The sequence below is a fragment of the Streptomyces sp. NPDC002004 genome, assembly GCF_053593975.1.
Genome location: NZ_JBSFDP010000001.1, coordinates 190,267 through 205,046 on the forward strand (window position 1 = coordinate 190,267; position 14,780 = coordinate 205,046).

A 14,780-nucleotide genomic window follows, 5' to 3' on the forward strand; every position below is an offset into this window, starting at 1 on the left:
TTGGTGCCACCATGGACCCGGTCCGGGGACACCGTCAGGGTGCCTCGAGATGACAGAAGGAGCCGTTCGATGACGCAGCTTCCTGCTGCCCAGACGCAGCCCGCGGAGGGATCGCTCGAGAAGTCCGCCGACAGCAGCAAGGCGCTGTACGGAGGCAAGAGCACCCGCCGCATCACCGTGCGCGACATCGCCGCCGCCAAGGAGCGCGGCGAGAAGTGGCCCATGCTCACCGCGTACGACGCGATGACCGCCTCCGTCTTCGACGACGCCGGTATTCCGGTCCTGCTCGTCGGCGACTCGGCGGGCAACTGCCACCTCGGGTACGAGACGACCGTACCGGTCACGCTCGACGAGATGACCATGCTCTCCGCGGCCGTCGTACGCGGCACGAGCCGCGCCCTGATCGTCGGCGACCTGCCGTTCGGCTCGTACCAGGAGGGCCCGGTGCAGGCCCTGCGCTCGGCCACCCGCCTGGTGAAGGAGGCCGGGGTCGGCGCCGTGAAGCTGGAGGGCGGCGAGCGCTCGCTCGACCAGATCCGGCTGCTGGTGGAGTCCGGCATCCCGGTCATGGCGCACATCGGCCTGACGCCGCAGTCCGTGCACACCATGGGATACCGGGTGCAGGGCCGCGGCGACGAGTCGGCGCACCAGCTTCTGCGGGACGCGAAGGCGGTCCAGGACGCGGGCGCCTTCGCGGTCGTCCTGGAGCTGGTCCCGGCCGAGCTGGCGGCCGAGGTCACCCGGGTGCTGCACATCCCGACCGTCGGCATCGGCGCCGGCGCCGAGACGGACGGCCAGGTCCTGGTGTGGACGGACATGCTCGGCCTGACCCCCGGACGGGTACCGCGGTTCGTCAAGCAGTACGCGGATCTGCGCGGCGTCATGGGTGACGCGGCGAAGGCGTTCGCCGAGGACGTGGTCGGCGGAACGTTCCCGCTGGAGGAGCACTCGGTGCACTGACGCGCCGTGCCCTGAGCCAATGCGGCACCAAGACAGCCCGCCGATCTTCCCCCGTCGGCGGGCTGTCGCCCTTCCCGGCGCCTTCCCCTGGCGTGGGCGCCTGTGGGTAACGGGGGCATCCGCTCTCCGTCGCGGGAGTACCGCGCCCGATGCACGGGGGCGGGGGATCGCCCGCGAGCGGCCGACGCGGGCGGCGGGTGGGGCGACGCGCGGCGGCACGGCGCCGGGGCGAGGGCGGGCGTCCAGTACGCCGCCGGTGCGGCGCGGACCGGACCGTGTGTCGGCCGCGCGGCGGCGCGGACATCCGGGCGCACCGCCCCACCACGAGGGCACCGACATCGCGCCGACATCGGGGCGGTGGCCGGGTGTCGGGGCGATGTCGGTGGTTTGTCGGTGGGGGCTGGAACAGTCGTCGGCATGACGCGAATCGACAAGAACCCCCGCACCGGCGCGACGAGCGCCGTACAGGTCAGGGGGCTGGTCAAGCACTACGGCGAGACCAAGGCGCTGGACGGCGTCGACCTGGACGTCCGCGAGGGCACCGTCCTCGGTGTGCTCGGACCGAACGGCGCCGGCAAGACCACCCTCGTCCGCTGCCTGTCCACCCTGATCACCCCGGACTCCGGCTCCGCGTTCGTGGCCGGCTACGACGTCGTCCGCCAGCCCCGGCAGCTGCGCCGTGTGATAGGCCTCACCGGCCAGTACGCCTCGGTCGACGAGAAGCTCTCCGGCTTCGAGAACCTGTACATGATCGGCCGGCTCCTCGACCTCTCCGGCAAGGCCGCCCGCGCCCGCGCCGACGAGCTCCTGGAGCGGTTCTCGCTCACCGAGGCGGCCAAGCGCCCCGCGAGCACCTACTCCGGCGGTATGCGGCGCCGGCTCGACCTCGCCGCCTCCATGATCGGTCACCCGGCCGTCCTCTACCTGGACGAGCCGACGACCGGCCTCGACCCCCGCACCCGCAACGAGGTCTGGGACGAGGTCAAGCGCATGGTCGGCGACGGCGTCACCGTCCTGCTCACCACCCAGTACATGGAGGAGGCCGAGCAGCTGGCCTCCGAACTCACCGTCGTCGACCGCGGCAAGGTCATCGCCAACGGCGGCATCGACGAGCTGAAGGCACGGGTCGGCGGCCGCACCCTGCGCATCCGCCCGGCGGACCCGGCGGAGCTGCGCCCGACGGCCGACGCGCTCGACGAGTTCGGCCTGACGGGCGCGGCCCGGGCAGCCGTGGACGCCGAGTCGTCCACGGTCCTCGTACCGATCCTCAGCGACGAACAGCTCACCGCGGTCGTCGGCGCACTCGCCGCCCGGGGGATCACGCTGGCCTCGCTCACCACCGAACTGCCCAGCCTGGACGAGGTGTTCCTGTCCATCACCGGCCAGAAGGCCGGTGTCCCGCGGGACGCACAGGACTTCCAGGACACCGCTTCGACCTTCGAGGAGGTCGCCGTATGACCACCGCCACCGCCCCCGTGCCCTCCCTCGCCCACGGAGCCGTCGAGGACCGGATCGGGCTGCGCGCCCATCTGCGCCACATCGGTGCCCTGGTGAGACGCAATCTGCTGTGGATCCGTCAGGACCCGGAGTCGATGTTCGACGCCGTACTGATGCCGATCGTGTTCACGCTGCTGTTCGTCTTCGTGTTCGGCGGCGCGATCGCCGGCAAGGACAACCGGGACGCCTACGTCAACTACGTCGTCCCGGGCCTGATGGCCATGCAGGGCATGAACATCGCCATGGGCGTCGGCACCGGTTTCAACCAGGACTTCCAGACGGGCGTGATGGACCGCTTCCGGTCCCTCCCCATCGCCCGCTCCTCGGTCCTCATCGCGAAGATCGTCGTGGAGATCGGCCGCATGCTGGTGGCCACCACGATCCTGCTGTCCGTCGGATTCATCCTCGGCCTGTCCGTGTCCAACGTGCCGGGTCTCTTCGCGGCGATCGGTCTCTCGCTCGTCTTCGGCGCGTCCATCATGTGGATCTTCCTCACGATGGGCGTGGTGATGAAGAACGCCCAGGCCATCCAGGGAATGGGGTTCCTCGTGCTGATGCCCCTGCAGTTCGGGTCGTCGATCTTCGCACCGACCAAGTCCATGCCGGGCTGGCTCCAGGCCTTCACCGACTACAACCCGCTGTCCTCGCTGGCGGACGCCGCGCGGGGTCTGATGAACCACCAGGAAGGCATCGGCGGCACCCAGCCCATCGCCCACGACGTCTGGGTGACGCTGATCTGGTCCGTGGCCATCACCGCGGTCATGGCCCCCATCGCGATCCACAAGTTCCGCGCCAAGCACTGACACACCCGCACCAGCATCGTCGGTCCGCGTCAGAGCAGGGCGGCGGCCTCGTCCAGGGACAGGCCGCCGCCCTCGGCGTAGGCGGCCTCGTACCGGGCGTCGCCCAGCGCCGCCCGCGCCGCCGCCTCCGCCTCCCCCCGGGCGTGCCGCTCGGTCGGCGACGCGACATGGCCGTGCGGCAGCCCGGCGTCGGCCGCGCCGATGAGCCGGGCCGCGTCACGCGCCCGGCTGCCGCCGAGGCCGACGAACGAGCGCGCCGCCGTCACGAGGTGCACGCTCGACAGATGCGGCATGATCATCCGCGCCATGGGGTCGCGCGAGCGTTCCAGTGCCCGGCGCGCCCCGTCGAGCGCGATCTCGTACCGGCCGTCCGTGGCGTCGATCCAGGCCTCCAGACCGGTGAGGATGCCGTCGAAGACCACGAACGCACCGGCCATGAAACCCTCGCGCAGCCCCTCGAGTTCACGGCGCGCCTCAGCGGTGCGGCCGCTGCGGCCGAGTGTCATCACCAGGAACATCCGGGCGGCGGGCATCGCCTCGTTCGTCATGGTGCGGCTGTCCTCGACGATCTCCCGCAGCATCGCCTCGCCCTCCGTGGCCTCCCCCGACTCGATCATGACGGCGGCGAGGCGGGCGCGCAGCACGGCGACCTGGGCGTGCGCGCCGAGCCGTTCGGCGTCGTCGATCGCGAGACGGTAGTCGCGCGCGGCGAGCCGGTAGTCGCCGCGGCGCTCGTGGGCCTCGCCACGCGCGGAGAGCGCTTCGGCCGTGCCCCATGCGTCGCCGATGCGGGTGAACAGGTCGAGGGACTCGTCGGCGTCACGGGACGCGTCGCCCGCCCAGTCGCTGCGGTTGGCGAGGATGTTGGCCCGCATCTGGAGCGCCGCGGCCAGTTCCCAGGTGTAGCCCAGCTCCCGGCAGGCGCGCACCGTCGCGTCGACGAGCTCGCGCAGGGCGTCGATGTCGCCGGTCAGCATCACCGCGAAGAACCACAGGCTGCCCGGCGACCGGCAGGTCTGGGGCATCCCCGGCCGGTACGCGGCGGAGATCCCGCGCAGCCGCGCCTTCGCCTCGGGCGTCTCCCACGCGTGCAGCTCCATGTCCATGCAGGAGAGCTGGACGAGGTGGACGCCCCGCCGGGCCTCGTCGAGCAGGTCGGGATCCATCGGCGGCGGGGCGTCCGTGCAGCGCGCGTACAGGGGCGGCGCAGGGGCGACCGGCGGAGCGAAGGGGTCGGGGCCGAGCGCCGCGGCCTCACCGGACCAGTGACGGGCCTCGGTGCGCAGGTCGCGGATCTGCCAGTACCAGCACAGCGACAGCACGAGGCTCAGCGCCTCCTGTTCGTCGCGGGCGGCGACGGCGCGGCGCAGCGCGGTACGCAGGTTCTCGTACTCGGTCTCCAGCGTGTCGATCGCGGCGCGCTGGCCGGGGCCGCGGAGCTCGGGGTCGGTGGTGCGGGCGAGTTCGCGGTAGTGGACGAGATGGGCGCGCTCGGCGCCGGGCCGGTCGCCGGCCTCGGTGAGGCGTTCGCGGGCGTATTCGGCGACGGTCTCCAGGAGCCGGTAGCGCATCGTGCCGTCGGCGGCGGGCGCCGCCACGACCAGGGACTTGTCGACCAGGGAGCCCAGCGGGAGCAGCGTGTCCGGGCCGCACACGGCCTCGGCGGCGGCCAGGTCGCAGCCGCCCGCGAAGACGGACAGCCGGCGCAGCACCAGGCGCTCCGGCTCGTCGAGCAGGTCCCAGGACCAGTCGACGACGGCCCGCAGGGTCTGCTGCCGGGGCAGTACGGTCCGTGCGCCGTTGGTCAGCAGACGGAACCGGTCGTCGAGCCGGTCGGCGATCTGACGGGGCGACAGGACGCGCAGCCGGGCGGCCGCCAGCTCGATGGCGAGCGGCAGCCCGTCGAGCCTGCGGCAGATCTCGGCGGCGGCGTCCGCGTCGTCGTCCGCGCTGAACCCGGCGCGTGCGGCGGCGCCGCGCTCCTGGAACAGCCGCACGGCCACGGGCTCCGGAAGCGGTTCGACGGGCCGCAGCAACTCCCCGGGTACGCCGAGGGGTTCCCGGCTGGTCGCCAGGACGGTCACGCCGGGGCACCGGGCGAGCAGTTCCTCGGCCAGGGCCGCGGCGGCCCCGATCACATGCTCGCAGTTGTCCAGCACGAGCAGCATGCGCCGCCTGCCGCAGTGCTCGGTGAGCCGCACGAGGGGGTCGTCGCCGTGCCGGTCGGAGACCGCCCGCAGTTCCTCGGCGCCGGCGCCGCGCAGCACGGTCTCGCGTGCGCCGACCGCGGTGAGGACGGCCTCGGGCACGGCGTCCGGGTCGTCGACGGGGGCGAGTTCGGCGAACCACACGCCGTCCGGCATCGCCGAGGCGACGCTCTCCGCGGCCTCCTGCGACAGCCGTGTCTTTCCGGCGCCGCCGGGGCCCAGCAGCGTGACGAGCCGGGTCCGCCCGAGGTCGTCGTGCAGGACGTGCAGATCGTCCTCGCGGCCGACGAAGGAGGTGAGCCGGGCCCGGAGGTTGCCGAGTGCGGGGGCGGCGGACGCCGGAACAGCAGGCGCCGGGACGGCGGTGACGGCCTCGGGCGCCCGGCGCCCCTCCGCCGGGTGCGTCCCGGAGGCCAGCAACCAGGCGTGCAGCGACCGGAGTTCGGCCCCGGGGTCGGCGCCCAGGCGGTCGGCCAGGTTCCGGCGTACGTCGTCGTAGGCGGCCAGCGCTTCCGCGGGACGCCCCGTGGCGCACAGGGCGCGCAGGCGCAGGGCCTGGAGGGACTCGTCGAGGGGGTGCGCGTCGCACAGGGCGGTGAGTTCCGGCAGGGCCTGGTCGGCCTCGCCGAGGGCGAGCGCGGCGGTGAGTCGGGTGCGGTGCGCGTCATGGCGGCGCGCCTCCCAACGGGTCGCCTCCGCGGTGTCGTCGGGGAGGTCGGCCAGTGCCGGGCCGTGCCAGAGGGAGAGTGCGTCGTCCAGGACGGCCGCCGCCTTCGCCGGGTCGCCGTCGGCGAGGGCCCGGGTGCCCTCCGCGGCGAGCCGTTCGAAGCGGTGGGCGTCGACGTCGTCGGTGGCCGCGCAGAGGCGGTAGCCGCCGTCCACCGAGGCGACGGCGTCCGCGCCGAGGGCTCTGCGGAGCCGGCCGACCAGGGCCTGCAGGGCGCCGGGGGCGTCGGCGGGGGGCTCGGGCCCCCACACCTCGTCGACGAGGGTGCGGACGGGCACGGTGCGGCCGGGGCGCAGCGCCAGCACGGTGAGGAGCGTACGCAGACGTACTCCGCCCACGGGGACGGCCGTGCCGTCGGGGCGGAGTGCTTGGGTCGTCCCCAGGATGCGGTAGCGCACGGGGTTCATTGTCGCCTGTGCTCCCGCCGGGCCGCGGAGGGTGGTGCCGGGCGTTCCCGCGGAGGCCGGTCAGCGGGCGTCGCCCGGCACCTCCAGCTGCACCAGTACCCCCGTGTCGCTCCGGTGGTGACCGCTGCCGGGGTTCTTCCTCCCGCGCGGTTCGACGGCCGTGGCCCCGCCGAACCACTTCGGGCACGCCTCGGCGGGGCGGAGCCGGCGCTCGCCGGGGACCGGCTCGTAGGAGCGGGAGCCCGGACGGGTCTCGGCGTAGACCTGGGTCACGATGTGGATGGTGCGGACCCGGCCGACGGTGGGCGGCCACTCGGCGCCGTGGCGTTCGACGGAGAGCAGGCCCCGGCGCACGACCGTCGCGGACCCGGGCCCGTCGTCCCCGTACGGGGCGGCCTGCAGGGCGACCACCGGTCCCCCGGGCACCTGGACGACGGGCATCGAGTCACGCGTCTCCACCGGCCCCTCGATCTCGCTGAACTCCGGCCGCCAGGCCGCCGCGTCCGGCAGATCGTCCGGCCGGAGCAGGAGCAGCGGCCAGGACACCTCGTCGCCGACGGCGAAGGGCGTGCCGCAGCACTCCATCTGCCAGTCGGCGTAGAAAACGTTCCACAGCACCATGGGTCCAGCTTCGCCGGAACTCGGGGCGTGCCGCGAGACGTTTTCCGCAGAGACCGCCGGGCACAGCGGTGGCGACGGACGGCCGGGAAACGGGTACGTTCGAGCCGCCCGTGCCCGCAGCCATCCGAGGACCAGGAGCCCCGCCCCATGACCTCTACCGCCGCCGTCCGGCGCAGTGACCGCAGGATCAGTCCCGTCTTCCTGGGGATCGTGGCCGTCACGGCGGTCGCCGGCTGGGCGGCATGGACCGACTTCGCGGAGCAGCCGGGGTTCGCGGTGTTCCTGTTCGTGACGGGCGCGTGGGTCGTCTCGCTGTGTCTGCACGAGTACGCGCATGCGCGCACCGCGCTGCACAGCGGCGACATCTCGATCGGCGCGAAGGGTTATCTCACGCTCAATCCGCTCGCCTACACACACGCCCTGCTGAGCATCGTCCTGCCCGTCCTGTTCGTGATCATGGGCGGGATCGGCCTGCCGGGCGGTGCGGTGTTCATCGAGCGCAGCCGGATCAAGGGCCGTTGGCGGCACAGCCTGATCTCCGCGGCCGGCCCGCTGACGAACGTGCTGTTCGCCGTGGTGTGCACGGCCCCGTTCTGGCTGCACGCCCTGTCGGGGGTCCCGGACACCTTCCGGTACGCCCTGGGGTTCCTGGCGCTGCTCCAGGTGACGGCGGCGATCCTGAACTTCCTGCCCGTGCCCGGCCTGGACGGGTACGGCGTGATCGAGCCGTGGCTGTCGTACAAGATCCGCCGCCAGGTGGAGCCGTTCGCGCCCTTCGGGCTGCTGGCCGTGTTCGCGGTGCTGTGGATCCCGGGGATCAACGTCGCGTTCTTCGATGTGGTGCACGCACTGCTGCGGGCGCTGGGCGTCACCGAGTGGGACACCTACTGGGGCCAGCAGCTGTACAGGTTCTGGCAGGGCACCCCGCAGATCCCGCAGCTCACTCCGTAGCGGCCGGGTCAGGCGCCGGGCGTCGACGCCTCGCGCTGCACCTTGGCGCGGCGCAGGTAGTACCAGCACATGTTGGACGACACGCCCGCCAGCAGGACCCAGACGACACCGAGCCAGCTGCCCTGGGCGAAGGAGACGACGGCCGCGGCGACGGCGAGCGCGCAGACGGCGAGGGCGTAGAGGGCGAGGCGGGGCATGGGGTCGGCTCCTGTCGGGGGACACTGCGTGGCACCAGTGTCCCCCATGCCCTCAGCGGGCCGGCACACGGCCGGGGGCCGGTGTGCGCGCCGGGCGGGCCCGGGGTCGCCCGGGCACCTCGTTCAGCGCCTCCGCACCCCTCGGGCCCGGGGCGCCCGTTCACCGCGTCCTCGGCCCCGCGGGCCCCCCGCACTCGTCAGACGTCCGTGACCCTCAGGCCCGCGTGGGCCTTGTACCGGCGGTTCACCGAGATCAGGTTGGCGACCAGGGACTCGACCTGGTGGGCGTTGCGCAGCCGCCCCGCGTAGACGCCGCGCATGCCGGGGATGCGGGCGGCGAGCGCCTGCACCACATCCGTGTCGGCGCGGCTCTCGCCCAGCACCATCACATCGGTGTCGATCTCGTCGATCGACTCGTCCTGGAGCAGCACGGCGGACAGGTGGTGGAACGCGGCGGTGACGCGCGAGTCCGGCAGCAGGGCGGCAGCCTGCTCGGCGGCGCTGCCCTCCTCGGGCTTGATCGCGTAGGCGCCCTTCTTGTCGAACCCGAGCGGGTTGACGCAGTCCACGACGATCTTCCCGGCGAGGTCCTCGCGCAGCGCCTCCAGGGTCTTGGCGTGCCCCTCCCACGGCACGGCGATGATCACGACATCGCTGCGCCGTGCGCACTCGGCGTTCTCGGCGCCCTCGACCCCGTAGCCCAGTTCCTCGGCGGCGGTGTGCGCCCGCTCGGCGGCGCGCGAGCCGACGATCACCTTCTGGCCGGCCCTGGCCAGCCGGTGGGCGAGCCCGCGGCCCTGGTCACCGGTACCGCCGAGCACGCCGACGACCAGCCCGGACACATCGGGCAGCTCCCAGGGGTCCTTGGCGGGGGGCTTCTGCCCGCCGCCGGACTGCACGCTGCCGGAAGAGGAAGTAGTCATACGGCGACCTTACGCGCTGCTCCGGCGGGGAGATCACGTCGGCGTCGGGGAGCATCACGCCTTGAGGCTGCCGTCCGCGAGGCCCTCCCTCCAGTACTTCTGGAGCACGCCCATCAGCACCATCAGCGGCAGGACCGACAGCAGGGCGCCGCCGACCGTGTACTGGTAGAGCACGGGCTGCCGGTCCGCGTAGCCGAGCCACTGGGTGAGACCGAGCTGGAGCGGATAGAGATCGGAGTCGTCGAGCATCACGAGCGGCAGGAAGAAGTTGTTCCAGATGTGCACGAACTGGAACAGGAAGACCGTGACGAGCGCGGGCGACATCAGCCGCAGCACCAGGCCGCCGAAGATGCGCCCCTCCCCCGCACCGTCCAGCCGGGCGGCCTCCAGCAGCGCGTCGGGGACGGCGGCGGCGGCGTAGATCCGGCACAGGTACACCCCGAACGGGCTCACCGTGCTCGGCACCAGCACCGCCCAGTAGGTGTCGGCGAGGCCCAGTCCGCTGAACAGGAAGTAGAGCGGCAGGGCCAGTGCGGTGGCCGGGATCAGCACCCCCGCCAGGACCAGGTTGAGGACCGCGTTCCGGCCGGGGAAGGGGAACTTGGCGAGGGCGTACCCGGCGGCGGCCGACAGCAGGGTGGCGGCGACGGCGCCCACACCCGCGTAGACGAGGGAGTTCGCGAACCACCGCAGGAAGATGCCGTCCTGGTGGGTCAGGACGTCGTGCAGGTAGGTGAGCGGGTGCGGATGGGCGAACCAGAAGCCGAACGTGCCGAAGAGGTCGGGGGTGTTCTTGGTGGCCGACACCGCCAGCCAGTACACGGGCACCAGGAAGTAGAGCGCTGCGACGGACAGCAGCGAGACGGTGATGATCCGGTACCGGACGGGAGGCCGGGTCGCCGGTGTGCCGCTCACGGGCCCGCACCCCCGCCCCCCGGGTCCTTGCGTCCGGTGAGCCGCAGGAACCCGAAGCTGAGCACGCAGGCGACCAGTGCAAGCAGGACCGCCTCCGCGGCGGCGAGGTGCTGGTTGTTCCCGGTGAAGGCCTGGTTGTAGGCGTGCAGGTTGGGCGTGTAGCCGGAGTCGATGGTGTTGGTGAGCGGCCGCAGCACCATCGGTTCGGCGAAGAGCTGGAGCGTGCCGATGATGCTGAACACGGCGGTGAGGACCAGCGCGGGCCTGATCAGCGGGAGCTTGATGTGCCGGGCGACCTGCCAGGCGTTCGCGCCGTCGATGCGCGCGGCCTCGTACAGCTCCTCGGGGACGGCCTTCAGCTGGGCGACCAGAACGAGCATGTTGTAGCCGGTGTACTGCCAGGTGACGATGTTGGCGATGGACCACAGCACGGTGTGCGGGCCGAGGAAGTCGATGTGCCAGCCCGCCGATTGGGCCATCTTCACGAAGGGGCTGATCCCGGGGACGTAGAGGAATCCCCACAGGATCGAGGCGATCACGCCCGGGATCCCGTACGGCAGGAAGTACGCCGTGCGGAAGAAGCCGACCCAGCGGGCGCTCGCGGCCTCCAGGAGCAGGGCGAGCGCGGTGGCGAGGCAGATCATCACGGGGATCTGCACCACCCCGAACAGCAGTACCCGCCCGAACCCGGACAGGAACTGCTCGTCGTGCAGGGCGTGCGTGTAGTTCGCGAGTCCCGCGTAGACCTCGTGCGCCCCGCCGAGCCCGAGCGGCCCCGACCGTTCGGACCTCAGCAGCGACTCGTACACCGCGTAGCCGATGGGCGCGACGAAGCAGAGCGCGAAGAGCGCGAGGAACGGCAGCAGGAAGGCCGCCGCCGTGCGGGTGTCACGGCGGGCACGGGAGCCGGCCCTGCGCCGTCCGGCGACCGGGACCGGGCGGACCTGCGCGGGCTCGGCGTACCTGGTGGTGGTACCGCTCACCCCGCCTCCGCCTTCAGCCCCTTGTCCTTCAGATCGGCGACGGTCTGCCGCTGCACCTTCTTCAGGACGTCGCGGAAGCTGCCCCTGCCGGCGATCGCCGCGGTGAAGGCGTCGCCGAGCTGCTGGTAGAGGACGTCCGTCGCGGGGCCCCACTTCCAGCTGGTGTCGACGGCGGCGGCGGACTTCCGGAAGACGTCGCTGTAGTCCTGACCGCCGAAGAAGTCCTTGCGGCTCTCCAGTTCGGCGGGCCGGTAGGCGCCCGGGGCACTGGGGAAGCCGTAGCCGCCCTCGATCAGCAGCTTGACGGACGCCGGGTCGGAGTTGAGCCAGACGGCGAAGTCCATGGCGTCCTGCGGGTACTTGGACTTGGCGAACACGGCGGTGGTGGAGCCGCCCCAGTTGGCGCTGGCATTGCCGCCCTTCGTCCACTGCGGCAGGGCGGCGACACGCCACTTCCCCGCGGTCCTCGGGGCGTTGCCCTGGATGAGGGCGTCGCCCCAGCTGGCCCCGATCCAGGAGGTGATCTGCCCGCTCTGGAGGTCCTTGTACCACTCGTTCTGCCGGTCCGGAATGGTCTTGATCAGCTTGCTGCGGACCAGGTTCTCCCAGTAGTCGGCGACCTTCCGGGTGGGTTCGTCGTCGATGGAGACGATCCAGCGGTCCCCCTCGGTGCGGAACCAGCGCGCCCCGGCCTGCCAGGCGTAGCCGGCGAAGCGGTTGCCGTTGGTCGGTGAGAACGTCTCGATCCAGGCGCCCTTCGCGCGGATCACCTTCGCGGCCGCCTCGTACTCGTCCCAGGTCGTCGGCGTCGTGACGTCCCACTTGTCGAAGAGGTCCTGCCGGACGAAGAGGCCCATCGGGCCGGAGTCCTGGGGGACGGCGTACACGGCGTCGCCGAACACGGACTGCTGCCACAGCCAGCCCTCGAACTTGCCCTTGGCGTCCGCCGCGCCGTAGTCGGTGAGGTCGGCGAGCCCCCGGTCGAGCAGGAAGCTGGGCACGACCGCGTACTCGATCTGGCCGAGGTCCGGCGGATTGCCCGCCTTTATGGCGGCGTGCATCTTCGCGTACTGCGCGCCGTTGACCGCGGACACCTTCTCCAGCTTGACCTGGACGTCCGGGTTCCTGCCGTTCCACAGGTCGACGGTCTTCTCCATCCCCGGTACCCAGGACCAGAAGGTGAGCGTGATCTTCTCGCCCTTCCTGCGGCCGGCGGGCTTCGTGCCGCCGCCGTCCCCGCTGTCGCCGCATCCGGCGAGGCCGAGCCCGGCGGCGACGGCGGCGGCCGAGCCGAGGACGGTTCTGCGGTTCGGTCCGTGCGGGCCGTCGGGGCGTGCGATGCGGCTCATGCCAGTTCCTCCACGGGTGTCCGGCGGAAGGTGATCGTCTCGTACGCGCTGAAGTCGCCCGTCTCGTAGAGCAGTCCCACGGTCGTGTCGTCGACGCGCACGAGGTCGGAGTAGGCGGCGGGCAGTCCGTCGACGGTGTGGGCGGTGCGCCAGGTGGTGCCGCCGTCGCCGGAGGCGCGGATGGTCATCAGGGCGCGGAAGCCGGGGTCGGCGGGGCCGGAGAACAGCAGCACGTCCGGGTCGCGCAGCTGGAGCAGGCTGCCCTGGACGACGGGGCCGACGAGCCCGGCCTGCGGCCGGAACGCTCCGACGAGGGTGCTGCCGCCGTCGCGGGAGTGGGCGTCGGCGCGGGTTCCGGGCGAGGGCGAGTCGTTGCGTGTGTTGAAGTAGACGCGCCCGTCGGGGAGTTCGGCGGCAGTGGTCTCGTTGGCGTTGATGTAGCCGTCGGTGTTGTCGTCGACGTATCCGATGCGCCAGGTCGCGCCGCGGTCGTCGGACAGCAGGCAGTGGCCGCCGTTGTACCGGCCCTCGGTGCCGTCGTCGCCCGCGGCGGGCGGCAAGGAGTGGTTGGCGGGCACGACGACCCGGCCGCCGCCGAGCTGGAGGGCGTGGCCGGGCGTGGTGGCGTACCACCGCCAGCCGGGTTTCCTGGTGCTCGCGGTGATCTCGCGCGCGCTCGACCAGGTGCCTCCGTCGTCGTCGCTGTGCTGGATCCACACGCGCCGGCCGAGCGGGGCGGGGACCTTGCCGCGCCGGATGTCGTCCTCGGTGGCGGAGGCGGCGTTGCGGATGTGGACCAGGAGGACGCGGCCGGTGTCGAGGACGACGGGGGCGGGGTTGCCGGCCAGGTCGTGGCCGTTCCGGGCGACGACCCGGAGGGGGCCCCAGGTGCGCCCGCCGTCGGTGGAGCGCTTGAGGACGATGTCGATGTCGCCGAAGTCGTCGCGGGAGCCGACGCGGCCCTCGCAGAAGGCGAGCAGGGTGCCGGCGGCGGTGACCACCACGGCGGGGATGCGGAAGCCGGCGTACCCCTCGCGTCCCGACCGGAACGGCACGGACACCTCGCTCGGCATGGCGGCCCAACCTCTCGGTGGACGTAGGACGTCCTTTGTCCTGTCGTGACCCTAGGGAGCCGCTTGGTCACCGTCAAGGCTCGTCGCACGGCGGGTTCCCCGCGGGAAAGCGCTCTGCCCACGTCGGTGGAATTCCCGGCGAACTCCGCCTGACGAGTCGGCCGCCCTGGCAGGATGCAGGCCATGGACGCCGTACGGGTCGCACTGTTGCGTGAGGTTCTCGCCGGAACGGAGTGGCTGGGCGCGACGCGCCGGTTCGCCGGGGCGCTGCGCTCGTCGGTGGTGCCGCACGGGGGCGGGCTGCTGCTGGTGGGTACGGCGGAGTACGAGCCCTGGCATCTCGCCGCCCATCTGGTGGACGAGGCCGCGTGGTCGGGGACCCCGGAACTGTCCCCGACACTGGTCAGGCACCGGGTGCCGTGCGGATTGCCGCCGGGGCATCTCGCGGTGGGCCTCGGCCGGCTCGAGGCGGTGCGCCGCGGTGAGACCCTGCTCGTCGTCGCGCCCGACGCACCGGGGGCGGCGCTCCTGGAGCGGGTGTACGACGCACGGCGGGCCGGCGCGACGGTGCTCGCCCTCGACGCGGGGGACCGCGAACTGCACGCCATGTCCCATGAGGCTCTGGCGGTCCCGGACACCCAGGACCTGGACCTGGACACCGTCCAGCACCTGGTCGGCGCGGCCGCCGGCGAGAACTCCCTGCCGTCCCCGCGGGTGGGACACCGCCTCCGCGACCGGCTGTACCGGCTCGCGGACCATCTGACGTCCCCGCCGCCGGCCAGGTGGTGAACGCTCCGGACCGGCGGGGGGCTCCCGGACCGACGAGGTGCGGACCGCAGCCGGGCTGCGGACCGCACCTCGGGGGTGCCGTACGGATCACGCCGGGCCGACGGGCCCGGCGGACGGCCGGACGGGTGGGCGTGCCGGGTCAGTCGGCGTCGGACTCACCGGACGCGTCGTGCCAGCGCGGGTCGGTCTCCCACTGGAGGTTGCGCTCCTCGGCCTTCTCCATCGCGTGCGCCGCCTCCTCGGGCGACGCGTACGGACCGAACCGGTCCTTCGCGGGACACTCCGGCCCCTCTTCGACCTTCTTGTGCTCCAGGCAGTAGTACCACTCGCCCGGCTTTCCCTCGGTCCGCTTCTTGAACAGGGCCATGACCGGCTCCT

General features: G+C 72.6%; 14 protein-coding genes. 5 read left to right on the plus strand and 9 right to left on the minus strand.

Annotated elements, in window-relative coordinates:
* Positions 1-69 precede the first annotated feature (69 nt).
* The 3 genes from panB to ACWCP6_RS00785 all read left to right on the plus strand — a co-directional run bounded on the left by panB (position 70) and on the right by ACWCP6_RS00785 (position 3,260).
* On the plus strand, positions 70-960 hold the full coding sequence (gene panB / locus ACWCP6_RS00775) for a 3-methyl-2-oxobutanoate hydroxymethyltransferase (RefSeq protein WP_450930139.1): 891 nt from the start codon (positions 70-72) through the stop codon (positions 958-960).
* A 417-nt stretch (positions 961-1,377) separates the two neighbouring features.
* The gene (locus ACWCP6_RS00780) at positions 1,378-2,418 is read left to right on the plus strand and encodes an ATP-binding cassette domain-containing protein (protein WP_450930140.1); all 1,041 of its coding nucleotides are present in this window, start codon (positions 1,378-1,380) and stop codon (positions 2,416-2,418) included.
* On the plus strand, positions 2,415-3,260 hold the full coding sequence (locus tag ACWCP6_RS00785) for an ABC transporter permease (protein ID WP_450930141.1): 846 nt from the start codon (positions 2,415-2,417) through the stop codon (positions 3,258-3,260). Before ACWCP6_RS00780 ends, ACWCP6_RS00785 begins: the two co-directional genes overlap by 4 nt.
* A gap of 29 nt (positions 3,261-3,289) precedes the next feature.
* On the opposite strand, the gene ACWCP6_RS00790 is transcribed toward ACWCP6_RS00785, so the two are convergent.
* Both ACWCP6_RS00790 and ACWCP6_RS00795 read right to left on the minus strand, forming a co-directional pair.
* Positions 3,290-6,601 carry an AfsR/SARP family transcriptional regulator gene (locus tag ACWCP6_RS00790; protein WP_450930142.1) on the minus strand — a complete coding sequence of 1,104 codons (3,312 nt, stop codon included), beginning with the start codon at positions 6,599-6,601 and terminating at the stop codon, positions 3,290-3,292.
* Between the two features lie 60 nt (positions 6,602-6,661).
* Positions 6,662-7,222, minus strand: a complete 561-nt coding sequence (locus tag ACWCP6_RS00795; RefSeq protein WP_450930143.1) for a DUF6578 domain-containing protein — start codon at positions 7,220-7,222, stop codon at positions 6,662-6,664.
* A gap of 147 nt (positions 7,223-7,369) precedes the next feature.
* Between ACWCP6_RS00795 and ACWCP6_RS00800 the strand changes: the two genes are divergently transcribed.
* Positions 7,370-8,173, plus strand: a complete 804-nt coding sequence (locus tag ACWCP6_RS00800; RefSeq protein WP_450930144.1) for a site-2 protease family protein — start codon at positions 7,370-7,372, stop codon at positions 8,171-8,173.
* 8 nt (positions 8,174-8,181) lie between these two features.
* Here ACWCP6_RS00800 and ACWCP6_RS00805 read toward each other — a convergent pair whose 3' ends face one another.
* The 6 genes from ACWCP6_RS00805 to ACWCP6_RS00830 all read right to left on the minus strand — a co-directional run bounded on the left by ACWCP6_RS00805 (position 8,182) and on the right by ACWCP6_RS00830 (position 13,613).
* Entirely contained in the window at positions 8,182-8,370 is a 189-nt protein-coding gene (locus ACWCP6_RS00805; RefSeq protein WP_450930145.1) for a hypothetical protein, read from the minus strand.
* A 197-nt stretch (positions 8,371-8,567) separates the two neighbouring features.
* The gene (npdG, locus tag ACWCP6_RS00810; RefSeq protein ID WP_450930146.1) at positions 8,568-9,293 is read right to left on the minus strand and encodes an NADPH-dependent F420 reductase; all 726 of its coding nucleotides are present in this window, start codon (positions 9,291-9,293) and stop codon (positions 8,568-8,570) included.
* Positions 9,294-9,347: 54 nt separating this feature from the next.
* Entirely contained in the window at positions 9,348-10,208 is an 861-nt protein-coding gene (locus ACWCP6_RS00815) for a carbohydrate ABC transporter permease (protein ID WP_450930147.1), read from the minus strand.
* Entirely contained in the window at positions 10,205-11,191 is a 987-nt protein-coding gene (locus tag ACWCP6_RS00820) for a carbohydrate ABC transporter permease (RefSeq protein WP_450930148.1), read from the minus strand. Before ACWCP6_RS00820 ends, ACWCP6_RS00815 begins: the two co-directional genes overlap by 4 nt.
* Entirely contained in the window at positions 11,188-12,540 is a 1,353-nt protein-coding gene (locus ACWCP6_RS00825; RefSeq protein ID WP_450930149.1) for an ABC transporter substrate-binding protein, read from the minus strand. The genes ACWCP6_RS00820 and ACWCP6_RS00825 overlap by 4 nt, the downstream gene beginning before the upstream one ends.
* Positions 12,537-13,613 (minus strand): sialidase family protein, encoded by a 1,077-nt coding sequence (locus ACWCP6_RS00830; protein WP_450930150.1) that lies wholly within the window; start codon positions 13,611-13,613, stop codon positions 12,537-12,539. The genes ACWCP6_RS00825 and ACWCP6_RS00830 overlap by 4 nt, the downstream gene beginning before the upstream one ends.
* Positions 13,614-13,796: 183 nt before the next feature.
* On the opposite strand from ACWCP6_RS00830, the gene ACWCP6_RS00835 reads away from it, so the two are divergent.
* Positions 13,797-14,402, plus strand: coding sequence for a hypothetical protein (locus tag ACWCP6_RS00835; RefSeq protein WP_450930151.1), 606 nt, complete (start codon positions 13,797-13,799; stop codon positions 14,400-14,402).
* Between the two features lie 139 nt (positions 14,403-14,541).
* On the opposite strand, the gene ACWCP6_RS00840 is transcribed toward ACWCP6_RS00835, so the two are convergent.
* Positions 14,542-14,769, minus strand: a complete 228-nt coding sequence (locus ACWCP6_RS00840) for a hypothetical protein (RefSeq protein WP_450930152.1) — start codon at positions 14,767-14,769, stop codon at positions 14,542-14,544.
* Positions 14,770-14,780 lie beyond the last annotated feature (11 nt).